Origin of the sequence: Microbacterium sp. RURRCA19A, from assembly GCF_900156455.1 — a bacterium.
GTDB lineage: Bacteria > Actinomycetota > Actinomycetes > Actinomycetales > Microbacteriaceae > Microbacterium.
In genome coordinates this window covers 429527-447228 of sequence record NZ_FTNQ01000002.1, presented here as the reverse complement: position 1 = coordinate 447228, position 17702 = coordinate 429527, and the positions used below count along the sequence as shown (strand labels likewise).

Annotated in this window: 19 protein-coding genes and 1 pseudogene; 7 read left to right on the top strand and 13 right to left on the bottom strand. The window is 67.5% G+C overall.

The features are described 5' to 3' along the window. Window positions 1-3: 3 nt before the first annotated feature. The 3 genes and pseudogenes from BW982_RS10040 to BW982_RS18595 form a co-directional block, all read right to left on the bottom strand. A pseudogene (locus BW982_RS10040) lies at window positions 4-443 on the bottom strand (hypothetical protein). Then, entirely contained in the window at window positions 392-847 is a 456-nt protein-coding gene (locus BW982_RS18660) for a GNAT family N-acetyltransferase (RefSeq protein WP_368483029.1), read from the bottom strand. The pseudogene BW982_RS10040 and the gene BW982_RS18660 overlap by 52 nt, the downstream one beginning before the upstream one ends. A gap of 792 nt (window positions 848-1639) precedes the next feature. After that, the gene (locus tag BW982_RS18595; RefSeq protein ID WP_303046683.1) at window positions 1640-1771 is read right to left on the bottom strand and encodes a hypothetical protein; all 132 of its coding nucleotides are present in this window, start codon (window positions 1769-1771) and stop codon (window positions 1640-1642) included. A 46-nt stretch (window positions 1772-1817) separates the two neighbouring features. On the opposite strand from BW982_RS18595, the gene BW982_RS17770 reads away from it, so the two are divergent. Further along, window positions 1818-2390: a hypothetical protein gene (locus BW982_RS17770; protein ID WP_139327399.1), complete on the top strand. Its 573-nt coding sequence runs from the start codon at window positions 1818-1820 to the stop codon at window positions 2388-2390. A gap of 119 nt (window positions 2391-2509) precedes the next feature. Here BW982_RS17770 and BW982_RS18530 read toward each other — a convergent pair whose 3' ends face one another. Both BW982_RS18530 and BW982_RS10015 read right to left on the bottom strand, forming a co-directional pair. Next, window positions 2510-2866, bottom strand: coding sequence for a hypothetical protein (locus tag BW982_RS18530; protein WP_254845570.1), 357 nt, complete (start codon window positions 2864-2866; stop codon window positions 2510-2512). Between the two features lie 402 nt (window positions 2867-3268). After that, on the bottom strand, window positions 3269-4084 hold the full coding sequence (locus tag BW982_RS10015) for an SDR family oxidoreductase (RefSeq protein ID WP_076492839.1): 816 nt from the start codon (window positions 4082-4084) through the stop codon (window positions 3269-3271). Between the two features lie 105 nt (window positions 4085-4189). Here BW982_RS10015 and BW982_RS10010 point away from each other — a divergent pair, with 105 nt between their 5' ends. Further along, entirely contained in the window at window positions 4190-4795 is a 606-nt protein-coding gene (locus BW982_RS10010; RefSeq protein ID WP_139327398.1) for a TetR family transcriptional regulator, read from the top strand. An 86-nt stretch (window positions 4796-4881) separates the two neighbouring features. Continuing rightward, window positions 4882-5460, top strand: coding sequence for a DinB family protein (locus BW982_RS10005; RefSeq protein WP_076492836.1), 579 nt, complete (start codon window positions 4882-4884; stop codon window positions 5458-5460). A gap of 54 nt (window positions 5461-5514) precedes the next feature. Here BW982_RS10005 and BW982_RS10000 read toward each other — a convergent pair whose 3' ends face one another. The 4 genes from BW982_RS10000 to BW982_RS09985 all read right to left on the bottom strand — a co-directional run bounded on the left by BW982_RS10000 (window position 5515) and on the right by BW982_RS09985 (window position 9745). Further along, complete coding sequence (locus BW982_RS10000; protein WP_076492834.1) at window positions 5515-6837, bottom strand: MFS transporter; 1323 nt, start codon at window positions 6835-6837, stop codon at window positions 5515-5517. A gap of 93 nt (window positions 6838-6930) precedes the next feature. After that, window positions 6931-7569, bottom strand: coding sequence for a DUF1345 domain-containing protein (locus BW982_RS09995; protein ID WP_076492831.1), 639 nt, complete (start codon window positions 7567-7569; stop codon window positions 6931-6933). Then, complete coding sequence (locus BW982_RS09990; RefSeq protein WP_076492829.1) at window positions 7566-8390, bottom strand: SDR family NAD(P)-dependent oxidoreductase; 825 nt, start codon at window positions 8388-8390, stop codon at window positions 7566-7568. Before BW982_RS09990 ends, BW982_RS09995 begins: the two co-directional genes overlap by 4 nt. Next, window positions 8387-9745: a flavin-containing monooxygenase gene (locus tag BW982_RS09985; RefSeq protein ID WP_076492827.1), complete on the bottom strand. Its 1359-nt coding sequence runs from the start codon at window positions 9743-9745 to the stop codon at window positions 8387-8389. Before BW982_RS09985 ends, BW982_RS09990 begins: the two co-directional genes overlap by 4 nt. 82 nt (window positions 9746-9827) lie before the next feature. On the opposite strand from BW982_RS09985, the gene BW982_RS09980 reads away from it, so the two are divergent. Beyond that, window positions 9828-10454: a TetR/AcrR family transcriptional regulator gene (locus BW982_RS09980; protein WP_076492825.1), complete on the top strand. Its 627-nt coding sequence runs from the start codon at window positions 9828-9830 to the stop codon at window positions 10452-10454. A 41-nt stretch (window positions 10455-10495) separates the two neighbouring features. Here BW982_RS09980 and BW982_RS09975 read toward each other — a convergent pair whose 3' ends face one another. Then, a complete protein-coding gene (locus BW982_RS09975; protein ID WP_076492823.1) occupies window positions 10496-11164 on the bottom strand; it encodes a Type 1 glutamine amidotransferase-like domain-containing protein in 669 nt (222 codons plus the stop codon). 224 nt (window positions 11165-11388) lie between these two features. Here BW982_RS09975 and BW982_RS09970 point away from each other — a divergent pair, with 224 nt between their 5' ends. Further along, complete coding sequence (locus tag BW982_RS09970) at window positions 11389-12255, top strand: AraC family transcriptional regulator (protein ID WP_076492820.1); 867 nt, start codon at window positions 11389-11391, stop codon at window positions 12253-12255. A gap of 84 nt (window positions 12256-12339) precedes the next feature. On the opposite strand, the gene BW982_RS09965 is transcribed toward BW982_RS09970, so the two are convergent. Together BW982_RS09965 and BW982_RS09960 are read right to left on the bottom strand one after the other, a co-directional pair. Next, on the bottom strand, window positions 12340-13356 hold the full coding sequence (locus tag BW982_RS09965; protein ID WP_076492817.1) for an aldo/keto reductase: 1017 nt from the start codon (window positions 13354-13356) through the stop codon (window positions 12340-12342). 26 nt (window positions 13357-13382) lie between these two features. Continuing rightward, on the bottom strand, window positions 13383-14270 hold the full coding sequence (locus BW982_RS09960) for an aldo/keto reductase (protein ID WP_076493642.1): 888 nt from the start codon (window positions 14268-14270) through the stop codon (window positions 13383-13385). Between the two features lie 135 nt (window positions 14271-14405). Between BW982_RS09960 and BW982_RS09955 the strand changes: the two genes are divergently transcribed. Both BW982_RS09955 and BW982_RS18525 read left to right on the top strand, forming a co-directional pair. Beyond that, on the top strand, window positions 14406-15284 hold the full coding sequence (locus BW982_RS09955; RefSeq protein ID WP_076492815.1) for a helix-turn-helix transcriptional regulator: 879 nt from the start codon (window positions 14406-14408) through the stop codon (window positions 15282-15284). Between the two features lie 25 nt (window positions 15285-15309). Then, a complete protein-coding gene (locus tag BW982_RS18525) occupies window positions 15310-15447 on the top strand; it encodes a hypothetical protein (protein ID WP_254845569.1) in 138 nt (45 codons plus the stop codon). A gap of 742 nt (window positions 15448-16189) precedes the next feature. Here the strand turns inward: BW982_RS18525 and BW982_RS09950 are convergent. Further along, window positions 16190-17668 (bottom strand): ATP-binding protein, encoded by a 1479-nt coding sequence (locus BW982_RS09950; protein ID WP_076492812.1) that lies wholly within the window; start codon window positions 17666-17668, stop codon window positions 16190-16192. Between the last annotated feature and the right edge of the window lie 34 nt (window positions 17669-17702).

The window sequence follows — 17702 nt, the reverse complement described above, 5'->3', positions numbered from 1 at the left end:
CACTCACCCCAACAGCGCCAACGCATCCGCCGCCGCGCTCCAGACCGCCGCCGTATGCGCCAGCAACCGCTGACCGTTGCTGTCGGGCAGGTGCAGCGCCTCGTCATGCAGGTCGAGGTCGCCCACCTGCGGGTGGTGCAGCCGCTTCGTTCCGCTCGAACACAACCGCACGTCGTCCTTCGCCCACAGGCGCGCGAACTCCCGACTGTTCATCGACACCTCCCCACGAGCTCGGCGAGCGCGCGATCGTCCGGATACTGCCGCGCCACATACCGCAACGACGCGACAGCCTCCGCCGCCTCGTCCGCCCAGTCGCGGTGCAGCTCACGCGTGTGCCGGTCGAGGAACACCAGCCACCACGAGCATCCGGACCGCGGCTGCTGCCACCGTGTCAGCGAGCAGACCTGCCGTCGACTTCTCTCGGAGATCGGTCGATCACCCATGGAATGTGAGGTTCCCCCCGCACAATTCCCAGGTCGGTAGGCGCGAATGCCCCCCGACGGAGGTTGCTGATGTTGCCGCTGAGACGCAATGCAAGTTTCCGGTTCAACGCGTGTGCTGGCTCGTCCCCTGCGGCAGTGGCGCCGGCGATGTTCATGCCAGGCACTTCGTTGGCGGCTGCCGATAGCAAGGCGATTCCGGCTCCTCGACGACGGGCCGGCGGGACGACGCCGACGCGCTGAATGAACAGGTGCTCCGAGTTGTACCGTCCTACCGAGGAGACGCACAGCCCGACAGGGCAGTCATCTACTTCTGCCAGGAACACGAGGCGGTTCGCGATCTGCCGGGCATTCTCCGTGACCGACTGAATGAACAGCTCCTCGCACTCTGCCTGTATCCACCGCATGATCTGCGCGTCCCGGTCCGTCTGCTTAGCCCTGCGAACACGCAGTCCAGTTGGTGGCAGGGAGGCCAGCCGATTCCGCCACACGTCAAACCCGTCGTCCGTGTACGGCGAGAACCCTGGCATCATCCTCGAACCCTAGCGATGGACCGTGCCAGGCACATCGCGCATCCAGCTCTTGGCACACGCACGACCGCTTAGCCAGCGACGATTGCGATAACCATCGCTGATGAAGCCGCCAGTCGCCCCGGTTCGAGAGCCCACGTCAACGCTGAGCGCCTACCCCACCGGCATCCCCCATCTCGACGCCACGTCGCGACAACGCACGCGACCGCAATGCTCGGCGCGACCACATGTCGCGCATGGCGAAGTTGACAGCCGAAGGGGGTGAGTTCGAGGGTGCTTCGAGAATGGTGGCCCGCTCAGGCATAACCGTCGGCCAGCCCGGGGGCGAGAGATTGCTAGCGAGATCCCGCGTAGATGCGGCGCGTGGGAGTTCGTCGGACTGGCCGGTGCGAGCTTCACCACCAGGGCCGGACTCGCGATCACGGCCCGGCGTTCATCGGGTGATTCGGAGAATCGACCGTTACCGGTCATCTCAGCAACGACCTCACCCGAAAGGCACCGCCATGTCTCAGACACCCGACAACACCTCAGCCCTTACCCCCCCCCTGATCTGAATCGCCGCACGATCCTGCAGGGCGCCGCCTGGACCATCCCCGCCATCGCGGTCGCCACCGTCGCCCCCGCGGCATCCGCCTCCACCACCGCCGTTCTCGCCTTCAACCAGGCCAGCTACTCCGGCACCGCCTGCAGCACCATCACCGGCGCATACGTCACCGTCACCGTCGGCGGAACGCCCGCCGCCGGCCGCTCCGTCACCACGACGTTGAGCGACGGGTACACGTTTGCGGATGGAACGACCACGAACACTCAGGTCAGCGACGGCAGCGGGCGCGTGAATCTGCCTGCGATGAACGTGCCGTCGCAAGGTGGCAGCGGGGTTCTGTCCGCGAGCACAGCATCGGCGACTACCGCATCCGCTTCCACGAGTGCGGCACCGTCCTCGAGCAAGCTCGTTGGCGCCAGCTGGGGCAACACTGCCCTCCCCGCCCTCCCCGCGGGCATCACCGCAAGCGAGGTCACCATCGGTGCCCAAGGCCCCACCCTCTACTGCTACTTCGTAGGAAGCGACGGCTACCTCTACCAATCCAAGGACAAGGGCGCCTGGACCAAAGTCTCCCCCGCCGGCGTCACCCACATCAGCACCGCCTTCGAAGGCGGAGTGCTCTACAGCACCGGCACCACGGTCGGCGCCAGCTGGGGCAACACCGCATTCCCCGCCCTCCCCGCCGGCGTCACCGCAACCGACGTCACCATCGGCGCCCAAGATCCCACCCTCTACGCCTACTTCCTTGGAAGCGACGGCTACCTCTACCAATCCACCAACATGGGCGCCTGGACCAAAGTCTCCCCCGCAGGAGTCACACACATCAGCACCGCCTTCAGCGGCGGCGTTCTGTTCGCCCTCGCATCAGCCTGTTAGAGATCACCAGACACGAACACGCGGCACCCGGCGCGTTACACCGCGCCGGGTGCCGCCTAGTTCGGCCAGCCATTGCCATCTGCCTAACTCTCGGCAGCGACGCGACGGCCCACGCATACTCAAAACCGTAGGTGCCGCACGAAGACCGGCCCGGCATCCTCCCCCGCGAACGCCGGAACGCCCGTGTGCCCGCCCATGTTGGCGACGAGCGTCTTCTCGGTCGAGGCGAACGCGTCGAACAGGTCAAGGGCCGCTTGCCGATCCTTGCCCTCGTCGTCCCACTGCGGAAGGACATGGATCGGAATGCCGATCCGCCGCGCCTCGTCCATCGTTGAGCGGGGGACGTAGCTTCCGGCGAAGAGCCCCCCGGCCGCGACCCGCGGATCGACGCCCGCCAGCCGCACGCCAACGGCGATGACCCCACCGGAGAAGCCGACGCGGTCGCCTATATCAGGCAGCGCGAGCACGGCATCCATCGTCGTCTGCCAGTGCGGGGGAGCTCGATCGTCACCGACGCGAAGCCCTCGGCCGCGGCGGCTCTCGCGCGGGCGAGGAGACGCGGGTACATCCGGCGCGTGTCGAAGCCGCCGGGTTGGTTGAGGAGCGATAGCGGCACCGACGAGGACGGGGTGGCGGTGGGTGGCATCCAGAGAATGTCGGTGAAACCGGCGAGCGTGAACTCGCACTCAAGGACGCCGTCGTCGAGCAGGGTGTGAGAGGTGATGCCGTCAGAGGCCCCGCCACCAGCTCGCCCCCGAACGGATTCCACGCCAGCACGGCACTGCGCCGCCCGAGCAGTGAAAGCCAGCATCGACGCAAAGCATGCCAACACCCACGTGGGCGGGGGCCGGGTCAGCGACCCGACCCCCGGAGAGTGGCTACTTGCCCTCGGCTTCGCGGGAGACGGGCGCCCACTCGGCCCACTCGGCCAGGCGCTGCTGGTAGATGTGCGGGGCGATCTGCGTGGGCAGTTCACCGAAGAAGACACGCAGCGGCGCCTTCTCGGCGTCGACGACCTTGAGGATCGCGGATCCGAAGCCGGTCGGCGAAGGCTGCGGTCCGCCAGAGCGCTGCTTCATGGCGTCGTGCAGGTCGGCGTACTGCGGCTGCGCCTCGGCCGTCACGGCCGAGGCCGAGCTCCAGTCGGTGTCGAACCCGCCGGGCTCGACGAGGGTGACCTTGATTCCGAAGCCGGCGACCTCCTGCGCCAGGGATTCGGTGAGACCCTCCAGCGCCCACTTGGAGGCGTGGTACCCGCCGAGGGTCGGGAACGCGGCGATGCCTCCGATGGTGGAGATCTGAATGATGTGGCCCGAGCCCTGTTCACGCATGATCGGCAGAGCCGCCTGCGTGACATGGAATACGCCGAACAGGTTCGTCTCGAGCTGGTCGCGCAGCTGCTGCTCCGTGATCTCCTCGACGGTGCCGAACAGGCCATAGCCGGCGTTGTTGATCACGACATCCAACGAACCGAACGACTCGTGCGCGGTCTTGACCGCCGCGAACGCCTGGTCGCGATCGGTGACGTCGAGCTGGATCGGCAGGACGGAGTCGCCGTACTTCTCCACCAGATCGCTCAGGGTGTCGATGTTGCGAGCGGTCGCCGCAACTCTGTCTCCGCGCTCGAGGGCGGCGAGGACGAACTCGCGGCCGAAGCCCTTGGACGAACCAGTGACGAACCAAACGTTGCTCATGAATGCTCCTCGAATCAGTGTGCGCCTATCGCAGGCGTGACAGCAACTTTATGCCTAACCTGACACCCGGTGTCACCTTTTGCACGCTCGGCATATGATGGACGCATGAGCGAAGCGATGCCGGTGCCGATCAGAGAGCGCACGCGTCGCCTGGTTCAGACCGAGCTGACCTCGGTGGCTCAAGATCTCTTCGTCGCCCACGGCTACGAGAACACGACCGTGGATCAGATCGCCGCGGCAGCGGGGATGTCCAAACGCACGTTCTTCCGGTACTTCCCCTCCAAAGACGACCTGGTCATCGGCAAGTACGACCTCTTCGCCGATCGCATGGCAGAGGCACTTGATGACCGACCCATGGACGAGCCGGTCTGGGACTCCCTGCGCCGCGTGTTCGACATCACGCTCGATTACGTCCAAGACGACCGCCAGCGCGCCCGAAACGACGCCATGGACGAAATCGTTCAGAGCAGCCCCCAGCTGAAGGCGCGCTACCTCGAGAAGATGCAGCGCGTTCAAGAGCTCCTCATCGGCCGAGTCGCCACCCGCATCGCCGGCCGAGACGCCGACCCATCAGACCCCACCGCGGCCGCCATCGTCGGCGCCGCGTTCGCGTGCATGCAGGCAGCCCGGCACGCCTGGTTCGCCTCCGACCAGAGCGAGCCTTTCGGCAGCTACCTCGACAAAGCGATGGCGACCTTCCAGCTCCGGTGAGCCGCCCCGGCGGAAGGGGAGCACAGGAGATGCGGTGCCCCGGGGGGGCATGTTCGATGTCGGCGCCCGGGAGTACGGTCGGCGCCATGAACGCAGACGAGCTCTTCCTCCACGCCGATGCCGCCATTCGCGAGGTCATCGACAAGATCGATCCCGCCGACTTCTCGGCGCCCGTGCCGAAGGAGTGGAGCCAGCTCGAATCGCCGACGCTGCTCGGCATCATCGGGCGGCACGCGTACGACGAAGCGTGGATCCCCGACGTGATCGCCGGACGCGCAGCCGCCGACGGCGACCAGTACGCCGACGCCGACCTCCTCGGCGACGATCCGATCGCCTCGTACGACGCGCTCAACGACAGGGCCACGGTCGCGGTGCGCGCGGGCGATTTCGCCGAGACCTTCCGGTTCACGTACGGCGACTACCCCGCGGCCGAGGGCTTCGCGCACATGGCGACCTACCGCGCGTTCCAGGCGTACTCGATCGCGAAGCATCTCGGCATCCCGTTCCACCTCTCCCCCGAACTCATCGACGGGCTGAACGAGCACGTCACGCCGCACGCCGACGAGTGGCGGCAGTGGGGCGTGTTCCCTCCCGCGATCGAGGCGCCGGCGGATGCCGACGACGAGACGCGGCTGCTGTGCGCGGCGGGGTTCTGGGTGAAGTAGGTCCGCCTCGACCGGGAGCGGCGAGCGGTCGACGTGACAGGCGCAACCTCTCCGTCACACCGTCGCGCGCTGCACCGCCATCCGTCTCTCGATCAGATACATGACCGCGATCGAGATCAGTGCGACGGCGGCGAGCAGCATCGTCAGGATCGCCAGCCCCTCGAACAGGCGCCACTCGGCAAAGACACCGCCCAGGATGTTGCCGAGCAGATAGCCCGCACCGACCACGACCGAGTACGCACCCATGATGAGGCCGCGATTGTCTCGATACTCGGCCGAGATGTCACTGAGATGGCTGAGCGCGGCGGGGGTGAACCCCGCCTCGAGGAACACCCCGACGAGCACCAGGGGAATCGCGACGCCGAGCGGCAGCCCACGATTCGCCAGCAACAAACCGACCGAGGCGAGGACGGCGCCGAACACCGTCACGAACAGCGTGGGGACGGTCGGCAGCTTGCCGATGAAGAACGCCCAGGCGACGATGCAGAGGCTGAAGACGAGCACGTAGATTCCGAGCACGGCCGAGAGACCCGCCTCGTTGCCCGCGAACGCACCCGGGAAGAGCTGGTCGGGATCGGTCCGGTCACCGGCCAGCACGAAGGTGATCTGCGACGTGACCCACGTGCCGAGGATCGCGTTCACCGCGACCCAGGCCGGCAGGAACGCCAACAGTCGCGGTTGCGTGAGCACGCGAATGCGATCGCGCACCGAAGCCGAGCGCGCGGCGGACGGGGCGCCGACAGTCGCAGGCGCTGACCTCGGCGAGCGCACGAACAGCAACACGATCAACGCCGCGATGACGTAGACGACGGCGAGCGCGACGAAAGACCACAGGCCCAAAGCCCCGTACAGCAGGGGTCCGGCGACCGCGCCGAGCGCGATACCCCCGGAGGACGAGAGCTCGTAGAGACTCGTCACCCGCCCCCGCCGCATCCGATCGTCGTCGCTCGCGTCGGCGAGCAGACCGAGCGTCGCGGGAGCCGCGATCGCCGCGCCGGCTCCGTCCAACAACCGCGACGTTCCGACGACGACCACGACGAGAACGATCGAGGGTGCCGCCGCCACCAGCGACGCTCCCGGGGTGATCAGGATGCCCGCTGCCGCCAGCAGGGGCGCGGCGATGAGGAACACGCGCCGCCCGCGCCGATCGCTGGCCGAGCCGGCAATCGGTGCCAGGATCAGCTCGGCCAAGAAGCTCAGCCCCGAAAGCGCACCGAGCAAGAGGGCACCCACCGGCGCACCGTCGCGCGCCAGGTCGACGAAGTACGCGCCCAGCACGAGAGCTCCCGCGGCCGACGCCGTGCGCAGCAGGAGTTGCGCGACGATGACGGCGCCGGCACCGCGCCCCTGCGGTGACGACGACGAAGCGGAAGACATGGATACAGCCTGACGGATCATCTGCCGCGGAGGCCCGGATTCGCGAGAGGCTTTCCGGCATCCCGAGGGTCGGGTAGTCGAACCTCTCTCGGCTCAGTCCCGCACGACGATCTGCTGCAGCACCTCGATCGCCACGGCCACGACGAGCGCGTTGTAGAGGAACGACACCACCGAGTGCACCAGCACGATCCAACGGACATCTCGCGTGCGCACCTCGGCATCCGAGTGGGCGAAGGTGCCCAGACCGAACGAGAAGTACAGGAAGTCACCGAAATCGGGGGCACCGGTGCGCGAGAACCGCAACCCGTCGCCGTGTCGCGCCTGCGTCGCCTCGTAGACCCGGGCGAATCCGGTCTGCAGCAGCACCCACGACAGGATGATGCCCACGGCACCGACCGCGACCTGCCAGAGCCCCGCACCGCCGCTCTCGCGCGCGATGAGCACCGACACCGCGGCGCTGACACCCACCACGCTCGACACCAGGGGCAGCACCCACGACAGAGTGTCGAGCAGACCGGTGCGGCCCGAGTGCGAGCGCTCGCGCAGCGAGGCGCAGCGGGTGACGACGAAGCCCACCACGAGGTAGGTGAGTGCGACGCCCTCCCACACCAGGAGCGCGATCGTAGTGCCGGTGATGGCGTACGCCACAGCGAGCGCCACGATCGCCGCCTCCACCACCGTCACCGCCACATCGCCCGGCGAGAAACGCCGCGGTACGGCGAGCCCGCTCACGAGCCGCCGTCGATCCGTGCCAGATACGCCCGGTGACCGCGACGACCGAGACGATCCAGCAGGGGGAGCAACCTGTTGCCGAGCTGCGGGGCGAAGGCCAGGGCTCGCGCGCCGATGCTGTCGGCGAACGGCAGGTAGATCTCCAGCCGGCGCGACGACATCGCCCGTTCGTAGGCGCGCACGACGTCGTCGACCGTGAAGATCCGCCCGACGAAGTTGAGCATGCTTCCGCCGTCTCGCGCCTCGTGACGCAGCATCGCGGTGTCGACGCCGCTTGGATAGATCCCTGTCACCGTCACCCCCGTCCCCCGCATCTCGGCCGACAGCGCGGTCAAGAACGCCCGCAACCCCGCCTTCGCGGCCGAGTACACCGCCGACCCGGGAAGCGCCAGGATGCCACCCATCGACACCGTCGCGAGGATCCGCCCGCGTCCGCGCGCGGCCATCACCGACGCCGCCGCCGCGATCAGCTGCACCGGCGAGTCGAGCATGACGGCGAGCTGGTCACGCAGGTCGGCGGGAGCGGCATCCGCCACCTCGTCGGTGGAGATGAGGCCGGCGTTGCAGACGATCACCTCGAGACGTTCCGCCCACTCGCCCCGGATGCGGGCGGCCAGCGCCGACACCGCCTCGGGGTCGGCGGCGTCGCTGACGACGCCGATGCTGCCCGGCCCGAGGGTCGCGGTCACCCGGTCGACGATCGGCGCGGTGAGGTCGACGGCGATGACGTCGTAGCCGCGACGCTCGAGCATGCGCGAGACGCCCGCACCGATGCCGCCTCCGGCGCCCGTGACCAGGGCGAGCGGTCGCTGCCCGGTCACCGGAGTGCTCCCGCCGTCGCCACCGGCGACTCCGCCAGCGTCCCCGGGGTCAGCTGCTCCCATCCCATCCGCCGGGCGACGCGACGCAGCTCGCGCTTGTACGCGCGGACCTCCACGTAGGTCGCGTGCCGATCGCTGCCCACGAACCGGATGCCGCCGGTCAGATCGGGTTTCTCGGTACGGACCATCCGCCGGAAGCGCCGAGCCCGCGACGGTCGCCGACGCACGTCGTCGAGGTGCGAGGCGATCAGGTGCGCGATGCGGTCGAAGAGCGTGTACGCGCTGGAGTTCACCTCGATGTAGCTGATACCGAACAGGCCGGGCCGGGCGGCGATCGCGTTGAGATACATCGCGGGGCGTCCGCCCTTCCACTCCAGATAATCCTGGGGCACGTACGGGATCGACATGTTGTAGCCGGTCGCGAAGAGCACGAGATCGAGGTCTTCGTGGCTGCCGTCGGTGAAGAACACCCCGTTCTCGTCGAAGCGCGAGATGCCGGGCTTGGCGGTGATGTCACCGTGCTGCAGGTGATGCAGGAGCTGGGTGTTGATGAGCGGGTGCGTCTCGAACAGCTTGTGGTCGGGCTTGGGCAGCCCCCACCGGCGCACGTCGCCGATCACCAGCGGCGCCAGGGCCGAGTACAGCAGCCGCTCCCCCCAGATCGGCAGCCACTCGGTCTGATCCGAGGGGGTGCCCAGCAGGTGCTTCGGCACGAAGTGGTAGCCGCGGCGCGTGCTGATGAACGCCCGGTCGGCGTTCTGCGCGGCGTCGCACGCGATGTCGGCGCCGGAGTTGCCGAGCCCCACGATCAGCACCCGCTTGCCGCGGAACTCCGAGGCGTCGCGGTAGGTCACACTGTGCCGGATCTCGCCGTCGAACGTCCCCTCGACCTCGGGAACCTGCGGATCCCACGTCACGCCGGTGCAGCAGATCACCGCGGATGCCGCGATCTCCCCTCGATCCGTCGTGACAGTCCACTCCCCCGACCGCTCGTCCTGCGTCACGCTCTGCACGGTGGTCTCGAACCGGATGCCATCGCGCAGCCCGTAGTGCTCGGCGAAGGACCGTGTGTACGTCAGGATCTGCTCGCGGCTCGGGTAATCCGCGAAGTGCGACGGCATCGGGTAGTCGAAGAACCCCGACTTGTCGCGCGACGAGATGAAATGCGCCGACCGGTACATGGGACTGCCGGGGTTGTCCATGTCCCAGATCCCGCCGACGTCGGAGTGCCGTTCGATCTGGACGTACGGGATGCCACGAGCCGACAGGGCACGGGCGGCGGCGAGACCCGCGGGGCCGGCGCCGATGACGACGACGGGGCGCTGAGCGGTGGGAGCGAGCAGGGGAACGGACATGGGCGGCCTCCTTGTGATGTCACACACTGTATCTGGTCAACTGTCCAAGTCAAGTGACCAGATGTGTGAAAGGATCGTGATCATGCCGGATCGAGGAAAGAGACAGCGCGGCCCCGAGACACGCACCGCTCTGCTGCGCGCCGCCACGACGGTGGTCGAGCGTGACGGAATCGCCGCCGCTACCACCCGAAGGATCGCCGAGGAAGCGGGTCTCCCCCTCGGCACCGTGCACTACTGGTTCGCCGACAAGTCGGACCTGCTCGAGGGCGTGATCGACCTCCTCCTCGAGGACGTCCGCGCGGGCGTGGCCGAGGAGCGCGACACCGCTTCGGTGCGCGAACTGCTCGCTCGTCTCCACGAGAGGTACACGACCCTGTCGATCGGCCGCCAGCTCGCGCTGTTCGAGATCACGACGCACGCGCTCCGCACCGAGGGCATGCACAACCTCGCCCGCGACCAGTACCGCGCGTACACCGAAGCGGCACGCGAGGGCATCACCCCGTGGGCCGATCAGGCCGATCGGACGCTTCCCGGCGGCGCCCCCGCCCTGGCCGCTCTGGCGGTCGCCGTCATGGACGGCCTCACCCTGTCGTCACTCGCCGCACCGGGCGATCCCGATCGCGCCGCAGCCCTCGACCTCTTCGCCCATCTGCTCGATAGGGCGGGCCTGGGGGCGGAAGCGGAACCCACGCGGCCCGCGCACGAGTAACCGCTCGCACGAGCGGCCGGTGGCGCGACGCCGCGTGGGGCTCAGTCGAAGAACTCCCACTTCCCCTCAGACACCACCCGCACCGCCTCGCCGTCGACCAGGAGGGCCGTCTGGTCGTCGATCGCGTAGGCCGATCCGCCGATTCTCCCTGCCCACCGCCGCGCACTCTCCGTCGTGTTCGACGACCAGCCCGGATAGTCCAGGTGCGGAAAGATCGAGAAGTCGACGAGGCCGAGGGTCTCGTCGGTGCCGTCCGGTCGCCACTCGACGAACTCCGGGCCGATGCACGGCGTCAGCACCATGCTGCCGCCGCTCACACCGACCCAGACCGTGTCGCGCAGCGACGGCAGGAGCGCCGCGAGGCCGGACTCGCGCATCCAGTGCGCCAGGTAGACCGCCTCGCCGCCGTCGACCAACAGCACGTCGGCTTCGCGGACCCACGGCATCCAGCGCTCCTCACCGATAGTGGGCAGCGCCGTGAGCTCGAGAACGCCGACCGACTTCCAGCCCAGGTTGACGAGACCGGCCTGCCCGCCCCACTGACCCGCGACCGTCCGCCAGACGCTCTCGGGCGTGCACATCGGGTGGCCCCACTGCGCGGTCGGAATGATGAGCGCGCGAGAGTCCTCGATCGGCTTGCCGAGCAGCTCGACGAGTGCCGCACGAATGCTGTCGTTCGTGATCCCGCCGGAGGTCAGGAGGAGCTTCACGATTCACTCGATTCGGTCGACGAGCGGATACATTCCGCGTGTAGATGTCCGAGTAAGGCTAGTTTCCGGGGATCAATGCCCCAAGAACAGACACCGAACTTCGTGGTCGAGACCGTCCCGAGAGCGGGTGCGCCGCCACTCTCGACGATCTCCGATCCGATCGGACCGCGATAGTCGGGTGCGGATCGTGGCGACCGGGAAACGTGGGTGCAGAAGGAGGCGGCATGATCGCGGAGCTGAACAGGCTGATTGAACTGGTCGAAGCTCGTCTGGACGACGACATCGACGTCGCATCGTTGGCGAGGGAACTCGGCACGACGGAGTACCACCTCCGTCGGATGTTCTCGTCGCTGGCCGGGATGCCGCTGTCGGAGTACATCCGGCGTCGACGCATGTCGGTCGCGGCAGCCGACGTTCTCGGAACCGACGACCTGCTGAGCATCGCGGTGCGCTATGGCTACGGATCGACCGAGGCCTTCGGCCGAGCATTCCGATCGGTGCACAACGTCAGCGTCGGTGACGTCAAGCGAAACGGCGGCCCCCTTCGAACACAACCGCAACTCAGGTTCCGCCTGACCGTCGAAGGGAACATCACCATGGACACCCGCATCAGCGATCGACCGGCCTTCCGCCTCGTCGGTCACGCCACCCGCGTGCCCCTCATCCACGAGGGAGTCAACCCGCACATTCAGGCCCACATCGCCTCTCTGCCGGCGGCAGAACATGCACGACTCAAAGCGCTGAGCGACAGCGAGCCGGCCGGCCTGCTCCAGGTCAGCGCAGACGTCGACCCGGACTACACCGAGGGAAGCGAACTGACCTACCTGCACGGCGTCGCCGTCACGGTCACGGCCCCGATCCCGGACGACCTGGATGCCATCGAGGTCCCGGCCGGAACGTGGGCCGTGTTCCGCACCGACGGCGAGTACCCGGCTGCGCTGCAAGAGGCGTGGGCGGCGACAGCGACGGACTGGTTCCCGTCGAACCCCTGGCGGCTCCGCCCGGGGCCGTCCATCGTCGCCGTGCTCGACCGCGCCGCCGACTTCCGTACAGCCACCTGCGAGCTGTGGCTCCCCGTGGAACGCGCCTGATCGCGCGGGCCCGAGCGTGAGCGGCATCCACCGGCTGACGCCGCTCACTGCGGGGCTGCTCCTCCTCGAACCGGACGGCGCCGCTCAGCGGCGACGCGCCGCGGGCTGCAGCTCATGGGCGCCGTAGCTGTTGTCGTCCGGGTTGAGGGTCACGCCCGGGGCGACGAGTGCGTCGATCTGGTCGAGGACCTCGGTCGACAGAGTGAGCTCGGCGGCAGGAAGGTACGACTCGAGCTGCTCCATCGTGCGCGGGCCGACGATCGCGGCGGTGACGCCGGGGTGGGTGATGGCGAAGGCGATGGCCATCTCGATCAACGTCATGTCGTTCTTCTCGGCGAGCTGGGCGAGCTTCTCGACGATGTCCAGCTTTCGCTGGTTGGCCGGGCTGCTCATGTCGAAGCGGGCGCTCGGGCGCGCCGAGGATGCCGGGCTGCCCGCGGCATCCTTTCGCCATTTCCCGGACAACCACCCGCCGGACAGGGGGCTGTAGGTCAGCGTGCCCATCCCGTATCGCCGGGTCGTGGGCAGGACGTCCTCTTCGATGCCGCGCACGAGGATCGAGTACGGCGGCTGCTCCGTCACGAAACGCTCGAGACGGCGGTCGCGGGACGCCCACTGCGCTTCGACGATCTGCGATCCCGAGAACGACGAGGAGCCGATGTAGCGGATCTTCCCCTGGTGCACGAGGTCGCTGAGCGCGCCGAGCGTCTCCTCGATGTCGACCGCCGGGTCGGGGCGGTGCACCTGGTAGAGGTCGATCCAGTCGGTGCGGAGGCGGCGGAGCGAGTTGTCGACCTCCTGGATGATCCACCGGCGCGACCCACCGCGATGGTGGGGACTGTCGTCCATGGGCATGAAGAACTTCGTCGCCAGGAACACGTCGTCGCGGCGACCGACGAGCGCCTTGCCGGTGATCTCTTCGGAGACACCGGCCGAGTAGACGTCGGCGGTGTCGACGAAGTCGATACCCGCGTCGAGGGCGCGGTGGATGATGCGGATGCTGTCGGCTTCGTCCTGGTTCCCCCACGGGCCGAACATCATTGTGCCGAGGCACAGCGGGCTGACCTGGACGCCGGTGCGTCCGAGCGGACGGTGTTCCATCAGAGGGTCTCTCTCGGTCTCGGGGATCAGGCTTCGGGGATCTCGCGGGCGAAGAACGCCTCGCGCGGCTCATCCGGATCCGGACCGCCACGGACGCCCGTGTCGAGAGCGTCGATGCGAGCCACCTGCTCGCCGTCGAGTTCGAAGTCGAAGACGTCGAAGTTCTCGGCGATGCGGGCCGGGTTGGTGGACTTGGGGATCACGGATCGACCCGCTTGGATTCCCCAGCGGAGCATGACCTGCGCGGGGGTCTTCCCGTGGGCCCGAGCGATCTCGGTGAGGGTGGTGTCGTCCATGACGCTGCGACGCTCGTCACCCCACGGGCCGGGATAGAACGTGATCCCGCCGATCGGCGACCACGCCTGGGTGAGGATGCCATGCGCGGCATCCGCGCGTCGCACCTCGGGCTGCGTGAAGTAGGGGTGCAGTTCGACCTGGTTCACGGCGGGGATCACATCCGTCTCCTGGAGCAGCCGGTCGAGGTGATGCGGCAGGAAGTTGCTCACGCCGATGGCGCGCACCTTCCCGTCGGACAGGAGCGTCTCCAGCGCCTTGTAGGCCGCGATGGTGGTCTCGAACCGGCTGGGGATGGGCTGGTGCAGGATCAGCAGGTCGAGGGTGGAGACACCGAGCTTGCCGGTGGCTTTGTCGAACGCGTGCAGGGTCTGGTCGTAGCCGTAGTCGGTGACCCACACCTTGGTCTCGAGGAACACGTCGTCGCGGTCGACGCCCGAGCGGCGCAAGCCCTCGCCGACCTCCCGTTCGTTGCCGTACGCGGCGGCGGTGTCGATGTGGCGGTACCCGACACGGAGAGCGGAGTCGACGGCGGCGGCCGTCTCCTCGGGCGGACTCTGGAAGACGCCGAGCCCGATGGTGGGGAGGGTGACGCCGTTGTTGAGCGTGAGATCGATCATCGGTGCTTCCTTCTGGATCGTCGCGAGGAGGGATGACTCCATAAGACCGCGATCGGCGAAGGGGCGGGAGTTCCCGGCATCCCCGGTACTGACAGACCCTCCCAGAGCGGCGGGCCGGCGCGTACCGTCGAGGGAATGGACCACCGCAGCGAAGTGCGCGAGTTCCTCTCCACGCGCAGAGACCGGATCACCCCCGACCAGGCCGGGCTCCCCGCCTACGGCGGCAACCGGCGCGTGCCCGGCCTCCGCCGAGAGGAAGTCGCGCTGCTCTCCGGCGTCAGCGTCGACTACTACACCCGCCTTGAGCGGGGCGACCTCTCCGGCGCATCGGACAGTGTCCTGGAGTCACTCGCCCGCGCCCTGCAGCTCGACGACGCCGAGACCGCGCACCTGTTCGATCTCGCCCGCACCGCCAACGCCTCACCCGGGGCGAAGAAGCCGCGCAAGCGAACGGACAGCCTGCGACCCAGCATCCTCAGGATCCTGGATGCGATGACAGAGGCTCCGGCGATGATCCGCAACAACTACTTCGACTACGTCGCCGCCAACCCGCTCGCCCGCGCCCTGTACTCGCCCCTCTTCGCCGAACCCGCCCCCAACAGCGCCCGGTTCGCCTTCCTCAACCCCGCAGCGCCGGACTTCTACGTCGACTGGGACAAGAACACCCAGGAGCTCGTCGCCACCATGCGCGGAGAAGCCGGACGCAACCCGTACGACAAGCGCCTGACCGACCTGGTCGGCGAGTTGTCCACCCGCTCCGAACGGTTCCGCACGCTCTGGGCAGCGCACAACGTCCGCTACCACCGCAGCGGCGTGAAGCGCCTCCACCACCCCGTCGTCGGCGACCTCGAGCTCGCCTACGAAGCGTTCGAGCTCCCCGCCGATCCCGGCCTGACGGTCTCCACGTACACCGCCGAGCCCGGTTCGCCCTCCGCCGACGCGCTCCGCGTGCTCGCCAGCTGGGGCGCCACCACTGCCCCACCCGCGCCGCGGCACACGCCGTCGGAACGATGAGCGGGCAGGAGGAGGACCGCGGGACATGAAGCCGGACGAGGTCTTCGTCCACGCCGATGCCGCCGTTCGCGAGGTCATCGACAAGATCGATCCCGCCGAACTCTCGGCGGCCGCGCCGAAGGAGTGGAGCCAGCCCGGATCGCCGAAGCTGCGCGGTCGTTGAGTGCGTCGCACGAGGGCGATCGGGTCGTCGCCGAGCACGTACGGCGACTACCCGGCGGCCGAGGGCTTCGCACACATGGCCACGTACCGCGCGTTCCAGGCGTACTCGATCGCGAAGCACTTCGGCATCCCCTTCCACCGATTCCCCGAACTCATCGACGGCCTCAACGAACACGTCGTGCCGCGCGCTGACGACGGGCGACAGTGGGCGGCGATCCCGCCCACGATCGAGGCGTCGGCGGATGCCGACGACGAGACGCAGTTGCTGTGCGCGGCGGGGTTTCTGGGTGGCGGAGGTCAGAGACCTCGACGGCGATTGCGCGGCTTCGTCACATGGCACCGATTGCGCAGCCACTCGTCGAACGTGCTGCGCTCAACCATCGACGGGGCGGCACCGCGAAGCCTTCCAGATGCCAGGATTTCCCACCACGCACCCGGAAACCGCACCTCGCGCACACGGCCATGCGCCGTCGTGCGCGTACGTGCAGCGCACCACTTGCACGAGAGACTAGATGCGGGGTCAAGGCGGTCGACCGCACGGCCCCGCTCCTCGCCCTCCGCGAGGGTGATCGTGAGCACAGGTGATCGAGGAGTCCACCTCGTGCCCACCTATGGCGCGCAGTCAAACATGAGTCAAACAAAAACCTCCCCCTCTGATCTGGAAAAATACCTGATCAAGAGAATTTTTGGCATGGAATCGAGGCGAACGTGCCATTCAGTCGCCGTTGCGGATCAAACAACGGCTATCCGCCTGTGTCCTCCTGCGCCCAGAACGGCAGGTAGCGTCGACTCTTGGCACCCACCGTCGGGTCCTCGATCACCAGGAGGCCGGCGGCGAGCGCGTCACGTAGAACCCGCGAGATCTGCGCACTGTTCGCATCCGGGATCCGGAAACGCTCGCGAGCGGATGAGTTAGTGGTGGGCTCGCCCGACGCGTGCCGAAGCTGTGCGTGCAGGTAGATGGCATCTACTCGCTCGTCCCGCGTCATTTCCGCGAAGCTTCGCGGGCCGAACACCGTCACCTTGGTGTGACCAGCCTCGACGGTGATCTTCGGCGCGGGCAGCTGGTGCAATTCGACCTCGGTGGCGATTTTCTCCCAACCAGAACCGCGCTCCTCTGAGATGCGCGCTCGGGTCATGAATGAAGCGAGAGCTTCGTTACGAGAGGGGGGCCGCCCCCCGAGGAACCTGCGGACGCTGATGAGCGGTTCGCCAGGATTTGTGAACTCTATTCGGTTGGGGAAGACCTCGATCATCGGGCCACTACCCGTGACCGTCAAATCCTGGTGGATGAGCATGTTCACTACGAGCTCACGGATCACCAGATCCGGATACCGAGGAATCTCCTGTCGAAGCCCACCAACGGTGATCTCCTCACGAGGCAGCAGAGCCGACATGTAATCGATCAGCCCCTCGAACCCTGCGGCATATCCCCGCTGGCCGTCCTGGCTTCGCACGGCCGCAGCACGGGAGGCTGTCCGATACTGGGTCAGCCGTGTCGCCTTCCTCGACACGGAAGAGAACACTCCGAGGTCTCGAGCAAAGAGCAACGCGCCGAGGTTGGTTACCGAGGTTCCCGCTTCAGATCGCACCAAGAAGCCCTCAGCTCCAAGCTGATCAGCCACCCGTCGTCGAGTTTCAGGCAAAGGAAGACGCAGGAGGTCGAAGTAGGCGCTATGGGCGAGTAGCTCGATAGCCTCCTCGTCACTCAGCCCTGACTTGGCGGACCCCGTCTCGAAGGTGGTCTCTCGGAACGCTTCCCACAACCGCGCTTCATGTTCTGGATAATCGCGAAGGTTCTTCTTGTAGCTACCGATCCGAACGTAGCGCTCTGAGCGGAAGGCAACGGGTCGCGAGCGAGCTGCATCAATCTCGAGCAGGACAGCCGCGATATTCCCACCGGTATCTATCCGTCGGAACTGGAAGTAGACCTGGGGATCCAGGCCCCGGGAAAGCCACGGCACGAGATCCTCACTGCCAGCACCCTTCGAGGACCAAGGATCGAATGTGGTCCCGACGACAGCGTGATCTGCATCCCGGACACCCCAGACCATGTATGCATGGGTTCGGTGGGCCAGGACAGCAGAATTAGCGAGTGCGGAGATGTACTCGCCGACCTCCTGAGGTTCGGCCTTGTTCTCCTTGAACTCAAGCCAAGGCGCCTCGGCCGGTGCCGCACACAGTTTTGCCAAGAGGCTTTGATCAGCGGTAAGTCCGGGCATCCATCCGTCCTCTGAGAGACGCTCGTGCAGCCAC

What these genes read in the sequence shown, in the direction of transcription:
- BW982_RS09965 (WP_076492817.1), bottom strand. Translation starts at nt 13,356, where the DNA reads ATGGAACACCGTCCGCTCGGACGCACCGGCGTCCAGGTCAGCCCGCTG.
- BW982_RS10015 (WP_076492839.1), bottom strand. Translation starts at nt 4,084, where the DNA reads ATGAGCAACGTTTGGTTCGTCACTGGTTCGTCCAAGGGCTTCGGCCGC.
- BW982_RS09950 (WP_076492812.1), bottom strand. Translation starts at nt 17,668, where the DNA reads ATGCCCGGACTTACCGCTGATCAAAGCCTCTTGGCAAAACTGTGTGCG.
- BW982_RS10005 (WP_076492836.1), top strand. Translation starts at nt 4,882, where the DNA reads ATGAACGCAGACGAGCTCTTCCTCCACGCCGATGCCGCCATTCGCGAG.
- BW982_RS09955 (WP_076492815.1), top strand. Translation starts at nt 14,406, where the DNA reads ATGGACCACCGCAGCGAAGTGCGCGAGTTCCTCTCCACGCGCAGAGAC.
- BW982_RS18525 (WP_254845569.1), top strand. Translation starts at nt 15,310, where the DNA reads ATGAAGCCGGACGAGGTCTTCGTCCACGCCGATGCCGCCGTTCGCGAG.
- BW982_RS18530 (WP_254845570.1), bottom strand. Translation starts at nt 2,866, where the DNA reads ATGGATGCCGTGCTCGCGCTGCCTGATATAGGCGACCGCGTCGGCTTC.
- BW982_RS18660 (WP_368483029.1), bottom strand. Translation starts at nt 847, where the DNA reads ATGCGGTGGATACAGGCAGAGTGCGAGGAGCTGTTCATTCAGTCGGTC.
- BW982_RS10000 (WP_076492834.1), bottom strand. Translation starts at nt 6,837, where the DNA reads ATGTCTTCCGCTTCGTCGTCGTCACCGCAGGGGCGCGGTGCCGGCGCC.
- BW982_RS09980 (WP_076492825.1), top strand. Translation starts at nt 9,828, where the DNA reads ATGCCGGATCGAGGAAAGAGACAGCGCGGCCCCGAGACACGCACCGCT.
- BW982_RS17770 (WP_139327399.1), top strand. Translation starts at nt 1,818, where the DNA reads ATGAACGTGCCGTCGCAAGGTGGCAGCGGGGTTCTGTCCGCGAGCACA.
- BW982_RS10010 (WP_139327398.1), top strand. Translation starts at nt 4,190, where the DNA reads ATGAGCGAAGCGATGCCGGTGCCGATCAGAGAGCGCACGCGTCGCCTG.
- BW982_RS09970 (WP_076492820.1), top strand. Translation starts at nt 11,389, where the DNA reads ATGATCGCGGAGCTGAACAGGCTGATTGAACTGGTCGAAGCTCGTCTG.
- BW982_RS09960 (WP_076493642.1), bottom strand. Translation starts at nt 14,270, where the DNA reads ATGATCGATCTCACGCTCAACAACGGCGTCACCCTCCCCACCATCGGG.
- BW982_RS09985 (WP_076492827.1), bottom strand. Translation starts at nt 9,745, where the DNA reads ATGTCCGTTCCCCTGCTCGCTCCCACCGCTCAGCGCCCCGTCGTCGTC.